This window comes from Curtobacterium poinsettiae, from assembly GCF_047226435.1.
GTDB classification, from domain to species: Bacteria; Actinomycetota; Actinomycetes; order Actinomycetales; family Microbacteriaceae; genus Curtobacterium; species Curtobacterium poinsettiae.
Window position 1 is genome coordinate 1,487,857 of the sequence record NZ_CP178434.1, and the last position, 13,538, is coordinate 1,501,394.

The following is a 13,538-nucleotide window of genomic DNA, read 5'->3' on the forward strand; positions in this document are numbered from 1 at the left end:
CGAACATCCGTGCCGCACGGTTGTGCCGTGCAGGGGCTTTGCACGTTTGTGCACGCGAGGGTTCTACAAGTTGTCGAATCGACGGACGTCGCGATAGCGTTGGGGTGTCCCAAGGGCTGTGACACCTGATGTATCCGTTCCACAGGAAGCAACTGACGTGCACGAACAGCGCGCGGCCACCCGTCTCGGAAACGCCGCATGAACGACCTCCTCGATCCGCTCCTCTTGTCGCGGTGGCAGTTCGGTCTGACGACCATCTACCACTTCCTCTTCGTCCCGTTGACGATCGGCATGGCGGCCGTGGTGGCCGTGTTCCAGACCGCCTGGTACCGCACCGGCCGCGCGCACTACCTGCAGCTCACGCGGTTCTTCGGACGGATCTTCCTCATCAACTTCGCCATGGGCGTCGTGACGGGCATCGTGCAGGAGTTCCAGTTCGGCATGAACTGGTCGAACTACTCGCGCTTCGTCGGTGACGTCTTCGGCGCACCGCTCGCGCTCGAGGGCATCCTGGCGTTCTTCTTCGAGGCGGCGTTCATCGGCATCTGGATCTTCGGTTGGGACCGCCTGCCGAAGGCCCTGCACCTGGCGAGCATCTGGTGCGTCAGCGCGGGCACGATCATGTCGGCGTACTTCATCATCGCGGCGAACGCGTTCATGCAGCACCCGGTCGGCTTCGCGATGAACGAGGCCAAGGGGCGCGCCGAGCTCACCGACATCTGGGCGGTGCTCGGCAACAAGGTCGCGCTGGCCGCGTTCCCGCACACGCTCTTCGCCTGCTTCATGGTCGCCGCGGCGGTCATCATCTCGGTCGCTGCCTACCACCTGGCCCGCAACCAGAACCTCGAGACGATGATGCCGGCGCTGAAGTTCGGCATGTGGACCATGCTCGCGGCCGGGGCGCTCACCGTCCTGACCGGCGACCAGCTCGGTCTGACCATGGTCGACACGCAGCCGATGAAGATGGCGTCGGCCGAGGCGCTGTACAACACGGCCACCGGCAAGGACGCATCGTTCTCGATCTTCACGCTGGGCACCCCCGACGGCGTCCACGAGCTGTTCTCGATCCGGGTGCCGTACCTGCTGTCGTTCCTGTCGACGCACACGTTCAACGGCACGGTCGAGGGCATCAACGACCTGCAGGCGCAGTACACCCAGGTCTACGGCCCCGGCGACTACAAGCCGATCATCTGGGTCACCTACTGGTCGTTCCGCTGGATGATCGCCCTGGGCGTCGGTGCGGTCATGGTCTCGCTCGTCGGACTCTGGCTGACCCGCAAGGGCCGGTTCCCGACGCAGCGCTGGGTGTGGCGCATCGCCACCTGGACGGCGCCGCTGCCGATGGCCGCGATGATCGTCGGCTGGGTCTTCACGGAGATGGGCCGCCAGCCGTGGCTCGTGTTCGGGCTGCTCCGGACGAAGGACGGCGTCTCCCCGAACGTGACCGGACTCGAGGTCCTCATCTCGCTGCTGGTCTTCACCGCGATCTACGGCACGCTGGCCGTCGTCGAGTTCAAGCTCATCAAGAAGGTCGCGCAAGAAGGCCCCGCCGACCCGGACGAGGTCGACGAGGAGACCGGCGAGGTCAAGCACGAAGTGACGGTCTACTAGAAATGGACGCTGCCTGATGGATCTCCCCGTTCTCTGGTTCGCGATCGTCGGCGTCTTCTTCGTCGGCTACTTCGTCCTCGACGGATTCGACTTCGGTGTCGGCATGTCCCTGCCGTTCCTCGGCAAGGACGACACCGACCGTCGGGTCCTGATCAACACCATCGGCCCGGTCTGGGACCTCAACGAGACCTGGGTCATCGTGGCCGGCGCCTGCCTGTTCGCGGCGTTCCCGGAGTGGTACGCCACGATGTTCTCCGGGTTCTACCTGGCGCTGTTGCTCATCCTCGCCGCGCTCATCGCCCGAGGGGTGTCGTTCGAGTACCGGCACCAGAACAAGCACCTCGAGTGGAAGCGCCGCTTCGACCTGATGATCATCGTCGGCAGCGCCGTGCCGTCGTTCCTGTGGGGCGTCGCGTTCGGCAACGTCGTCCGTGGCATCCCGATGGACGCCGGGCACAACTACACCGGCACGTTCTTCGACCTGCTCAACCCGTTCGCCCTGCTGACCGGTGCCGCGACGCTGCTGGTGTTCTTCACCCACGGTGTCGTCTTCGTCGCGCTGAAGACCGAGGGCGAGATCCGCGAACGCGCCAAGCGCCTGGCGACCCGGGCCGGCATCGTCACGATCGTCGTCGGCGCCACGTTCCTGGTGTCGATGGCCTTCGTCCGCGCCACCCCGGCCTCGCTGGTGCTCTCCGTGGTCGCCGCCCTGGCCCTGGTGCTCGCGGTGCTCTGCAACGCCTGGGGCAAGGAGGGACGCGCCTTCACCCTGATGGCGGTCACCATCGCCGCGATCGTGCTCGCGATGTTCACGGCGATCTTCCCCGACGTGATGCCCGCTTCGAACGACGTCGCGAACAGCCTGAACGTGTACAACGCCTCGTCCGGGTCGTACACGCTGAGCGTGATGAGCTGGGTCGCGCTGATCTTCGTGCCGCTGGTCTTCGCCTACCAGGCCTGGACCTACTGGATCTTCCGCAAGCGCGTCTCCCGCGCCCAGATCACCGCGGCAGCGCACTAGGCATCCGACGATGAAGCCCCTCGACCCCCGACTCCTGCGGCTGTCCCGGACCGCGCGCGGCTTCATCGTCGCGGCCGCCGGCACGGGGGTCCTGCGCACGCTCGCGACCATCGGGATCGCGTGGGGGATCGCCGCGGCCGTCACCCTCGGGGTCGACGCCGTGCACGACGGCACGGTGCCGGCCGCGTTCGGGCAGGCACTCGCCCTGCTCGGCGGGGCGTTCGTCCTGCGGGCAGTGGCGGCGTGGGCCACCGACGACCTGGCAGCCCGCGCCGCGGCGAAGGTGAAGAGCGAGATGCGCACGACGGTGCTCGCCCGTGCCGCCGAGCGTGGTCCGTCGTGGCTCGCCGGCCGGTCGAGCGCCGGCTTCGCCACGACGCTCGGCCCCGGACTCGACGCCCTCGACGCCTACTTCGGCCGGTACCTGCCGCAGCTCGCGCTCACCGCGATCGCGACGCCGGTGCTCCTGGTCGCGATCGGCCTGGGCGACCTGACCAGCGGGCTCATCATCCTGTTCGCCCTGCCGGTGATCCCGGTCTTCATGATCCTGATCGGCCTGGCCACGCAGTCGCTGCAGCGGAAGCAGTCGGACGCCCTCGCGAAGCTGGGTGGCGCCTTCACCGAAGCGGTCGAGGGGCTCGCCACGCTCAAGGTCTTCGGTCGTGCGCGCCGCCAGGTCGGTCGCATCGGGGCGGTCACCGACGAGTACCGCCGCGGCACGATCGGCGTGCTCCGGCTGTCCTTCGTGAGCGGCTTCGCGCTCGAGCTCGCCGCGAGCCTGTCCGTCGCACTGGTCGCCGTCTCGATCGGCATCCGCCTGGTGGACGGCTCGCTCGGCCTCGGCGCCGCGATGTTCGTGCTCGTCCTGGCACCCGAGGCCTTCGCCCCCATCCGCCAGGTCGGCGCGGACTTCCACGCCGCCCAGGACGGCGTCGAGGCGTCGGCCGCGGTGCTCGACGTCCTGGCGGACGACGCCGACGACGGTGACGCCCCGGCCCCGGCCCCGGGCCGCAGCATCCGGGTGCACAGCGGCGGGAGCGAGACCGACACCGACGGCGCCGAAGCCGCCACCGCCCTGGACGTCCGCGGGCTCACCGTCCGCCGCCCCGACGTCGTGATCGGGCCGTTCGACCTGCACGCCGAACCGGGCACCGTCGTCGTGCTCGCCGGCCCGAGCGGCTCCGGCAAGTCCAGCATCATCGCCGCGCTCCGCGGTGTCCTGCCCCACGACGGCACCGTCACCGTGCCCGGCCCGGCCAGCGCATCCGTCGCCGAGCGCACCACCTGGGCCGACCAGCGGCCACGTCTCGTGCGCGGGACGATCGCCGAGAACGTCGCGCTCAGCGCGACCCCGGACGACGCCGACGTGCGCACCGCCCTGGGCGACGCGGGGCTGGGACTCGACCCGGGCCTCCCGGTCGGCGCCGGTGGCAGCGGACTGTCCGGTGGCCAGGCGCAGCGCGTCGCCGTCGCCCGCGCGCTGTACCGCGTACGCCGCGCCGCCACACCCCTCGTGCTGCTCGACGAGCCGACGTCCGCACTGGACGCCGAGGCCGAGGCGCGCGTCGTCGCTGCCGTCCGTGGCCTGGCGGCCGGCGGCGCCGTCGTCGTGGTCGCCAGCCACCGACCGGCGGTCGTCGCCGCGGCCGACGTCCGCGTGGACATCGCGGTCGGCGGATCCGTGACGGTCCGCAGGGGGGTGCGCGCATGAGCCGGGAGGCCCGTGGCGGCTCCGTCCTGCGGCTCGCGATGCCGCACGGGTCGGGTTGGGCGAAGGCGGTCGCCGCCGGCTCGCTCAGCGCCGTCTGCGCCGTCGCGCTCCTCGCCGCCAGTGGCTACCTGATCACCCGCGCCGCCGAGCACCCGCCGATCCTGTACCTGACGCTCGTGATGGTCGGCGTGCGTGCGTTCGCGCTGGGGCGCGCCGTGCTGCGCTACGTCGACCGGCTCGCCGGGCACGACGCCTCGTTCCGGCAACTGGCCGTGGTGCGGACCGAGATGTACCGGCGGCTCGCGTCGATCGCGCCCGCCGGGCTCGGCCGCACCGGTCGCGGAGACCTCATGACGCGCCTGGTGACCGACACCGACCGGCTGCAGGACCTGCCGATCCGCGTCGTCGGCCCGCTCGTGTCCGCCGGGGTCGTCGCGGTGCTGTCGGTCGTCGCCGTGGCGCTCGTGTCGGTGCCGGCCGCGCTCGTGCTCGTCCTCGCGCTGGCGGTCGCTGCCCTGATCGGCACGATCGTCACCCGGTCGATCGCCGAGCGCTCGGACCGCGAGACCGCCGCCGATCGTGGTCGTGTCGCCGACCTCGTGCTCGACACCGTCCGCACGCTCGACGTCTTCGCCGCCTACGGCACCCTCGACGAACGGCTCGCGCACATCGCCCGGCTCGATGCCGGCGTCACCCGGGCCGTCCGGCGCCGCGGCACGGTCGAGTCGCTCGTCGGTGCCCTGGTCGGACTGGTCGGTGGCGGTGCGGTGATCGGGATCCTCGCCGTCGGTGCCCCTGCCGTCGTGTCGGGTGCGCTCGTCGGTCCGCTCTGGGCCCTGGCGGTCTTCGTGCCGCTCGCGCTCTTCGAGGTCGTCGGGACCGTCCCGCTCGCCGTCCTGACGCTCCGCCGGGTACGTGCTGCCGCCGACCGGGTCGAGCAGGTGGTGCCCGCCGAGGTGCCCGCCGGCATCGTCCCCGAGCCCGACGAGGACGCCGACCCGGCGTCGCTCGTGGTCGAGGGGTCGGTCACGCTCGCCGTGCAGGACCTGACCGTCCGCTGGCCCGGGGCCGCCGAGCCGGCGGTCGACGGGGTCTCGTTCACGCTCACCCCCGGCGAGGTCGTCGTCCTGCAGGGGCCGAGCGGCGCCGGCAAGTCCACGCTCGTCGACGCGCTCGTCCGGTTCGTGGAGCACGACGGCTCCTACACGCTCGACGGCGTCGAGGCGCGGACGATGCACCCGGACGCCGTGCGGGCCCGTGTCGGCCTGATCGAACAGGACCCGTTCGTGTTCGACCAGTCGGTGCGGCAGAACCTGCTCTTCGCCCGCGAGACCGCCACCGACGACGAGCTCCTCGCCGTGCTCGACCGGGTCGGCCTGGGGGACTGGGTCGTCCGACGGGGTGGGCTCGACGCCTCGGTGGGGGAACGCGGCGTGCTCGTGTCCGGCGGGCAGGCGCACCGGCTCGCCCTGGCCCGAGCACTGCTGCACGCGTTCCCGGTGCTGGTGCTCGACGAACCGACCGCCGACGTCGACCCCGACCTCGGCGACTCGGTGCTCCGCGACCTCGTCACCACCGCCCGCGCAGCGGGTCGGTCGGTCGTCATCGTGTCGCACGTCCCGGTGGCGCCGGACCTGGTCGACCGCACCCTGCGGATGCGGGACGGACGCCTGCTCGCCGGGTGAGCCGACGGGCGGACGCGGGACGGGCCTCCCGGCTTGTATCGTTGACGACCGTGACCACCGACCAGCACGCCGAGGACCCGAACGCCTACGACTTCCGTCGTATCCAGGAGAAGTGGCAGCCCCGCTGGGAAGCGCTCGGGCTCTTCACCACGGACCTCGACGACACCCGTCCGCGCAAGTACATCCTCGAGATGTTCCCGTACCCGTCCGGCGACCTGCACATGGGGCACGCCGAGAACTGGGCGCTCGGTGACTTCGTCGCGCGCTACTGGCGCCAGCAGGGCTTCAACGTGCTGCACCCGATCGGATGGGACTCGTTCGGGCTGCCCGCCGAGAACGCGGCGATCAAGCGCGGGGTGGACCCGAAGGACTGGACCTACGCGAACATCGAGCAGCAGAAGGCGTCCTTCAAGCGCTACGCGCCGTCGTTCGACTGGACCACCGAGATCCACACCTCGGACCCCGAGTACTACAAGTGGAACCAGTGGCTGTTCCTGAAGATGTACGAGAAGGGCCTGGCCTACCGCAAGGACAGCTGGGTCAACTGGGACCCGGTGGACCAGACCGTGCTCGCGAACGAGCAGGTCCTCGCCGACGGTACCTCGGACCGCTCCGGCGCCGTCGTCGTCAAGAAGAAGCTCACGCAGTGGTACTTCAAGATCACCGAGTACGCCGACCGGCTGCTCGACGACCTGAACCAGCTCGAGGGGCGGTGGCCGGCGAAGGTCATCGCGCAGCAGCGCAACTGGATCGGACGCTCGGTCGGCGCGGACGTCGACTTCGTGATCGAGGGCCGTGACGAGCCCGTCACGGTCTTCACCACCCGCCCGGACACGATCCACGGGGCCACGTTCCTGGTCGTCGCACCGGACTCCGACCTGGCGGCCGAGCTGGTCGCCGACCCGTCGGTGCCGTCCTCCGTCCGTGACGACTTCGACGCCTACCTGACGGCGACGCAGAAGACGTCCGAGATCGACCGGCAGAACGCCGACCGCCCGAAGACCGGTGTGCCGCTCGGCCGTTCCGCGATCCACCCGCTGACGGGGGAGCGCCTGCCGATCTGGGCCGCCGACTACGTGCTCGCCGACTACGGGCACGGCGCCGTGATGGCGGTGCCCGCACACGACCAGCGCGACCTCGACTTCGCGCGGGCGTTCGACCTGCCCGTCAAGGTCGTCGTCGACACCAACGCCGCCGTCACCGGCGCGATCCCGGTCATCCCCGAGGGTGCGACGCTCGACGACTTCGACGTACCGACCCTCGACCCGGTCGCCACCGGCGAAGCGCTGACCGGTCAGGGCCGGATGATCAACTCCGGGCCGCTCGACGGCATGTCGAAGCAGCACGCCATCACCGCGGCCATCGCCCTGCTCGAGGAGCGCGGCACCGGCCGTGCCGCCAAGACCTACCGCCTGCGCGACTGGCTCATCTCGCGCCAGCGTTTCTGGGGCACCCCGATCCCGATCATCCACGGCGCCGACGGCACGGAGCACCCGGTGCCCGAGGACCAGCTGCCGATCGTGTTGCCCGACACCGAGGGCCTCGACCTCAAGCCGAAGGGCACCTCGCCCCTCGGCGGCGCGACCGACTGGGTGAACGTCCCGAACCCCGTCGACGGCACCCCGGCCCTCCGCGACACCGACACGATGGACACCTTCGTCGACTCGTCGTGGTACTTCCTGCGGTTCCTGTCGGCGCAGGACGACACCCAGGCGTTCGACCCGGCTGCCGCGCGGCGCTGGGCCCCGGTCGACCAGTACATCGGCGGCATCGAGCACGCGATCCTGCACCTGCTCTACGCCCGCTTCGTCACGAAGGTCCTGTTCGACCTCGGGTACCTCGACTTCACCGAGCCGTTCTCGGCGCTCCTCAACCAGGGCATGGTGCTGTCCGGCGGCTCGAAGATGTCGAAGTCGAAGGGTGGCGTCTCGCTCGGTGACGAGCTCGACGCGAACGGCGTCGACGCGATCCGCCTGGTGATGGGCTTCGCCGGTCCGCCCGAGGACGACATCAACTGGGAGGACGTCTCCCCGTCCGCGTCGGCACGGTTCCTGGCGCGCGCGTACCGGCTGGCGCTCGACGTCACGTCGTCGCGCGACGCCGTGCGGGCCGACGGGGACCGGGCACTCCGCCAGGTCACCCACCGGTTCCTCGCCGACGCCCCCGGCATGATGGAGGCGTTCAAGTTCAACGTCGTGATCGCACGACTGATGGACCTGGTGAACGTCACCCGCAAGGCGATCGACAGCGGCCCCGGCGCCGGCGACCCCGCCGTGCGTGAGGCCGTCGAGACCATCGCCCTCGCGTTGAGCGTCTTCGCGCCCTACACCGGCGAAGAGATGTGGGAGCGGCTGGGCTACGAGGCCACCGTCGCCACGTACGGCTGGCGGAAGGCCGACCCGACGCTGCTCGTGCAGGAGACCCTGACGGCCGTCGTGCAGGTCAACGGCAAGGTGCGTGACTCGTTCGAGGTGTCGAAGTCGATCGAGGCGGACGAGCTCGAGCAGCTGGCGCGGTCCTCGGCGAACGTGCAGCGGTACATCGGCGACCGCGAGATCGTGAAGGTGATCGTCCGGGCTCCGAAGCTCGTGAACATCGCCATCAAGGGGTAGCGACCGTCGCTGGCGTCGTCCCTCACAGCAGGGGCGTTCGCGGCACCCGTCCACGGGTGTGACCTCCGGAGCCCGGCCGACCGGCCGGGCTCCGTAGCGTTCGGGGCATGTCGTCCCCGTCGCCCTCCGGACCCTGGTGGTCCCGCCTTGCGCTGTCACCACGGGCAGCCGTGGTGTTGGCGGCGGTCGTGGTGGTGGTCGCCGTCGTCGTGGTGCTCGTCGGGGCGCTGGTGTCGGGTGGCGGCGAGGGGACCGGGGGAACCGGTGGGGTCGTCGTGCGTGGGGCGCAGACGGCCGACGCGGGTGGGGAGTCAGGCGCGCCGTCACCGTCTGCCGGTGCTGCTCCGTCCGCTCCTGGTGCCGGGCACGTCGTGGTGCACGTGCTCGGTGCGGTGCGGCGGAGCGGTGTGGTCGAGCTGCCGGCAGCGAGTCGTGTCGGTGACGCCGTTCGACGTGCCGGTGGGGCGACGGACGACGCCGACCTCGACCGCCTGAACCTGGCCCGGGTGCTGACGGACGGCGAGCGGTTGTACGTGCCGCGGGTCGGCCAGCAGGAGGTGCCCGAGGCGCTCGGACCGGTGACGGGAGGTGGCACCGCCGGGTCAGCAGGCGACACCGACGCCGCCACCGGGGCTGGCGAGACCGGGGCCGAGGGGTCGGTCGTCGATCTGAACACCGCCGACCAGGCCGCCCTCGAGACCCTGCCCGGCATCGGCCCCGGGCTGGCCCGACGGATCATCGCCTGGCGGGACGAGCACGGTCGGTTCGGCTCGGTCGAGGACCTGCTCGACGTCAGCGGGATCGGTGACGTGCGGTTCGCCGAGCTGCGCGATCGCGTGCGGGTCTGAGGCGCGCGTGCAGCTCGCACCGAGCGCGATCGACCTGCGGGTCGCGGCGCCCGTCGCCGTCGTGTGGATCCTGACCGCCCTGCTCATCGGAGCGCCCCACGTCGCCCCGGTGGTCGCCGGGGTCGCCGTGCTCGTGACCGGTGTGAGCGGCATCGCGCTCCGCACGCGACGCTGCGGCGGGGCCGTGCGGGGCGTCGCCGGGCTGGTCCTCGTCGCCGGGGCGCTGGCCACGCTGCTCGCGGTGTCGGTCACCGTGGGGGATTCCCGACGGGCCCCGGAGGGACTGCGTGCCCTCGTCGCCGGTCCGGACGCCGGGCGCGTCGAGGTCGAGGCGGTGCTGTCCCGCGACCTCGTGCCGGGGGACCGCTCCGTCACCGCGACGCTCGTGCGCGCCGACGGGCTCGACGGACTCCGTGCGCCCGTCCGGCTCGTGCCCGACCTGCACGGTGACGCACCCGGTGCCGTGCTGGCGGCCGGGGCTCGGGTCACCGGGTCCGCCGCCGTGCAGCCCGACCAACCGGGATCGGCGACCGCCTTCGTGGCGTTCCTGCGTGGGACACCGTCATCGGAGCCCGCCACCGGGCTGCTCGGCGCCACCGACACCGCCCGACAGGCGTTCGTCCGGGCCACGGCCGACCTGCCGCAGCCGGGGGCGGCACTGCTGCGGGGACTGGCGATCGGCGACCGTTCCGGCCTCGACCCGGGGACCGAGGCGGCGATGGAGACCTCGGCGCTGACGCACCTGACGGCGGTGTCCGGGGCGAACTGCGCCGTGGTGGTCGGGCTGGTGGTCGTCCTCGGCCGCGCCTGCCGGCTGCCGCGCGGGCTCCGGGCCGCGGTGGCCGTCGTGGTGCTCCTGGCGTTCGTCGTCCTGGTGCGGCCCGACCCCTCGATCGTCCGGGCGACGGTGATGGCGATCGTGGTGCTGGTCGTGCACCTCGCCGGCAGACCCGTGCGGGGCGTGCCGCTCATCGCACTCGCCGCGATCGGCATGCTCGTGATGGATCCCTGGTTCGCGCGGTCGTTCGCGTTCGCCCTGTCCGTGCTCGCCACGAGCGGCATCGTGGTGCTCGGCCCACCGCTCACCGAGCTGCTGGCGCGTCGCGTGTGGCCGCCGGTCGCCGCCGCACTGGCGATCCCCGTGGCGGCCCAGGTGGCGTGCTGGCCCGTGACGATCCCACTGTCGGCAGCGCTCCCGACCTACGCGGTGCCGGCGAACCTGCTGGCGGAGCCGTTCGCGCCGGTCGTCACGGTGATCGGACTCGCCGCGTGCACCGTCGCACCGGTGTGGCCGGCGGGTGCCCAGGCGCTCGCGGCCGTCGCGTGGGTGCCCGCTGCTGCCGTCGGGGGCATCGCGCACGGGGCGGCCGCCCTGCCGCACGCCTCGGCGCCGTGGCCGGCCGGAGTGCTCGGTGTGGCAGCCGCCGTGCTGGTGTGCGGCTGCATCGCGACGGCCGTGCTGGTCCGGGGCCGGATCGGCTCCCGAATGCTGCTCGCCGCAGGGTCCGTGCTCGTGGTCGGTGTCGCAGCGGTCTCCGTCCCGGTGCTCGTGGTGCGCGGCTCCGTCCCCGGCGACTGGTCGGTGGCCGCGTGCGACGTCGGGCAGGGTGACGCCGTGCTGCTCCGCGGCGACGACGCCGTTGCCCTCGTGGACACCGGCGACGACGAGGAACGGCTCCTGGCGTGCCTGGACCTGCTCGGGATCAGCCGGATCGACCTGCTCGTCCTGACGCACTTCGACCGCGACCACGTCGGCGCGGTGGGAGCCGTGGCGGACACGGTCGAGACCGCCCTGGTCGGACCCGTCGGCCGCGCGTCGGACGGCCGGGTGGTCGACGACCTGCGGCGCGCGGGTGTGGACGTCCGGACCGCCGACGACCGGGTCTCCGGCACCCTCGGGCCGCTCGCCTGGCGGGTCGCGTGGCCCCTGGCCGGCACCCGTGACGCCGGCAACGACGCGAGCATCGTGCTGGTCACCGGGCCGGCTGACGGCAGTGCCTGCGCCGTGTGTCTGACCGGGGTCTTCCTCGGTGACCTGGGGGAGTCGTCGCAACGCCGGCTCCGGAACTCCGGGGGACTGCCGGCGGGGCCGATCGACGTCGTGAAGGTGGCGCACCACGGCTCGGCGGACCAGGACCCGCAGCTCTACCGGGGGCTCGCCGCGCGCGTCGGGCTGATCGGGGTCGGCGCGGACAACACGTACGGGCACCCGACCGCGTCGGCCCTCGACGTGCTCGATGCCGCCGGCACGCTGCCGCTCCGCACCGATCAGCGCGGAACCGTCGTGCTCGCTCGGTCCGGCGCCGACGAGGTGCGGGTGTGGACGGAACGCTCGCCGTCGGCGGCCGCCCGTAGGATCGACGGTGCACCACTCGACCCGGCACCGTCCGGGCCGGCACCACCGGAAGGACCACATGGCCGCCAAGAAGCCCGCGCGCGCCGCAGCGAAGATCGACCAGGTGCCCTGGTCGGGGATCCGTCCGGCGCCCGTCGTGCTCATCACCGGGCCCGAAGCGTTCCTCGCCGACCGCGCCCGCGGTGTGCTGAAGGACCTGCTGCAGGGCGAGGACCCCGCGCTCGAGGTGCACGACCTCGAAGCCGACCAGTACGCCCCCGGGCTGCTCGCCACCCTCGCCAGCCCGTCGCTGTTCGGCGAGCCGCGACTGGTGCAGGTGACCAACGTCGAGAAGTGCACCGACGCCTTCATCACCGAGACGATCTCGTACCTGCAGGCCCCCGCCGACGACGTCACCCTGGTGCTCCGGCACGGCGGCGGCATGCGCGGCAAGAAGCTCCTCGACACGATCCGCAGCGGCGTCGGCGGCGGGGTCGAGGTGCTCTGCGACGAGCTCAAGCGCGAGACCGACCGCATCGACTTCGTGAACGCCGAGTTCCGGGCCGCACGACGCCGGATCGCCCTGTCCGCCGTCCGTACCCTGGTGACCGCGTTCGCCGACGACCTCGCCGAACTGGCCGCGGCGTGCCGGCAGCTCCTGGCGGACGAGGCCGAGGAGATCACCGACAAGGTCGTCGACAAGTACTACGGCGGCCGCGTCGAGACGAACGCGTTCAAGGTCGCCGACATCGCGCTCGCGGGTCGTTCGGCACCGGCGATCGTCGAGCTGCGACACGCCCTGGCCACCGGCGAAGCCCCCGTGCCGATCGTCGCCGCGTTCGCGAGCAAGATCCGCACGATGGCGAAGGTCAGCGCGTTCCGGGGCCCGAGTGGGCAGGCGGCCTCGGCGCTCGGCATGGCGCCGTGGCAGGTGCAGCGCGCACAGCGTGACGTCGCCGGCTGGAGCGAGTCCGGGTTGGCGAACGCGATCATCAGCATCGCCGAGGCGGACACCGCGGTGAAGGGCGGCTCGCGCGACGCGCACTACGCGCTCGAGGTCATGGTCCGCACCATCGCGCGACGCGGCGAGCCCCGCTGAGGCGAGTCGCGCCTCCCGGATTTCCCGCGCCGATCAGCCGGCGTTTCGTGAGCAGAAGGGGTCGGGTCCGCCATCGCGACCCGACCGTTTCTGCTCACGAAGCGAACCACACGCGCGCAGCGCGCACAGCGCCCCACGCACGACGAAGGCCCCGCACCAACGGTGCGGGGCCTTCGTACCAGAAGGGTCAGGGCGTCAGAGCGACGAGACCTTCTTCGCGATGGCCGACTTGCGGTTCGCGGCCTGGTTCTTGTGGATGACACCCTTGCTCACGGCCTTGTCGAGCTTCTTCGACGCCAGGGCCAGGGCCGCGACGGCCTTGTCCTTGTCACCGGCGGCGACGGCGTCGTTGGCACGACGGATGTGCGTCTTGAGCTCCGACTTGTACGCCTTGTTGCGCTCGGTGGCCTTGAGGTTGGTCTTGATGCGCTTGATCTGCGACTTGATGTTCGCCATGAATTGCTCCTGCTCGTCTCGTACGGGTGGGCGCGACCGCAGGGTAGAGGGGCCCTTGGTCGCATCGCGTTCCACCCGTGGGCGGGGAACGCGGAAGCCAGCCACCAACACTACCAGGCCGCGGGGCCGCCACCAAAGCACGAAACTCCGCCGGATCGGC

At 71.8% G+C, this 13,538-nt stretch carries 8 protein-coding genes and 1 pseudogene; 8 read left to right on the forward strand and 1 reads right to left on the reverse strand.

The annotated features are described in order from the left end of the window. The first annotated feature begins 198 nt into the window (after window positions 1-198). The 8 genes and pseudogenes from ACL00U_RS07035 (at window position 199) to holA (ending at window position 12,922) form a co-directional block, all read left to right on the forward strand. Window positions 199-1,611: a cytochrome ubiquinol oxidase subunit I gene (locus tag ACL00U_RS07035; protein ID WP_017886654.1), complete on the forward strand. Its 1,413-nt coding sequence runs from the start codon at window positions 199-201 to the stop codon at window positions 1,609-1,611. Between the two features lie 16 nt (window positions 1,612-1,627). Continuing rightward, the gene (gene cydB, locus ACL00U_RS07040; protein ID WP_017886655.1) at window positions 1,628-2,632 is read left to right on the forward strand and encodes a cytochrome d ubiquinol oxidase subunit II; all 1,005 of its coding nucleotides are present in this window, start codon (window positions 1,628-1,630) and stop codon (window positions 2,630-2,632) included. Between the two features lie 10 nt (window positions 2,633-2,642). Beyond that, window positions 2,643-4,343 (forward strand): thiol reductant ABC exporter subunit CydD, encoded by a 1,701-nt coding sequence (gene cydD, locus ACL00U_RS07045; RefSeq protein WP_262117443.1) that lies wholly within the window; start codon window positions 2,643-2,645, stop codon window positions 4,341-4,343. Beyond that, complete coding sequence (gene cydC, locus ACL00U_RS07050; RefSeq protein WP_042537310.1) at window positions 4,340-6,028, forward strand: thiol reductant ABC exporter subunit CydC; 1,689 nt, start codon at window positions 4,340-4,342, stop codon at window positions 6,026-6,028. The genes cydD and cydC overlap by 4 nt, the downstream gene beginning before the upstream one ends. Window positions 6,029-6,078: 50 nt before the next feature. Further along, window positions 6,079-8,640, forward strand: coding sequence for a leucine--tRNA ligase (gene leuS, locus ACL00U_RS07055; protein WP_412873994.1), 2,562 nt, complete (start codon window positions 6,079-6,081; stop codon window positions 8,638-8,640). A 107-nt stretch (window positions 8,641-8,747) separates the two neighbouring features. After that, complete coding sequence (locus tag ACL00U_RS07060; protein ID WP_071251384.1) at window positions 8,748-9,488, forward strand: ComEA family DNA-binding protein; 741 nt, start codon at window positions 8,748-8,750, stop codon at window positions 9,486-9,488. 718 nt (window positions 9,489-10,206) lie between these two features. Further along, window positions 10,207-11,553 (forward strand): annotated as a pseudogene (locus ACL00U_RS07065) (ComEC/Rec2 family competence protein); the annotation flags it as partial. A 349-nt stretch (window positions 11,554-11,902) separates the two neighbouring features. Further along, complete coding sequence (holA, locus tag ACL00U_RS07070) at window positions 11,903-12,922, forward strand: DNA polymerase III subunit delta (protein WP_214563136.1); 1,020 nt, start codon at window positions 11,903-11,905, stop codon at window positions 12,920-12,922. 195 nt (window positions 12,923-13,117) lie between these two features. Here holA and rpsT read toward each other — a convergent pair whose 3' ends face one another. Beyond that, complete coding sequence (gene rpsT, locus ACL00U_RS07075; protein ID WP_017886662.1) at window positions 13,118-13,378, reverse strand: 30S ribosomal protein S20; 261 nt, start codon at window positions 13,376-13,378, stop codon at window positions 13,118-13,120. Window positions 13,379-13,538 lie beyond the last annotated feature (160 nt).

What these genes read in the sequence shown, in the direction of transcription:
- ACL00U_RS07035 (WP_017886654.1), top strand. Translation starts at nt 199, where the DNA reads ATGAACGACCTCCTCGATCCGCTCCTCTTGTCGCGGTGGCAGTTCGGT.
- cydB (WP_017886655.1), top strand. Translation starts at nt 1,628, where the DNA reads ATGGATCTCCCCGTTCTCTGGTTCGCGATCGTCGGCGTCTTCTTCGTC.
- cydD (WP_262117443.1), top strand. Translation starts at nt 2,643, where the DNA reads ATGAAGCCCCTCGACCCCCGACTCCTGCGGCTGTCCCGGACCGCGCGC.
- cydC (WP_042537310.1), top strand. Translation starts at nt 4,340, where the DNA reads ATGAGCCGGGAGGCCCGTGGCGGCTCCGTCCTGCGGCTCGCGATGCCG.
- ACL00U_RS07060 (WP_071251384.1), top strand. Translation starts at nt 8,748, where the DNA reads ATGTCGTCCCCGTCGCCCTCCGGACCCTGGTGGTCCCGCCTTGCGCTG.
- holA (WP_214563136.1), top strand. Translation starts at nt 11,903, where the DNA reads ATGGCCGCCAAGAAGCCCGCGCGCGCCGCAGCGAAGATCGACCAGGTG.
- rpsT (WP_017886662.1), bottom strand. Translation starts at nt 13,378, where the DNA reads ATGGCGAACATCAAGTCGCAGATCAAGCGCATCAAGACCAACCTCAAG.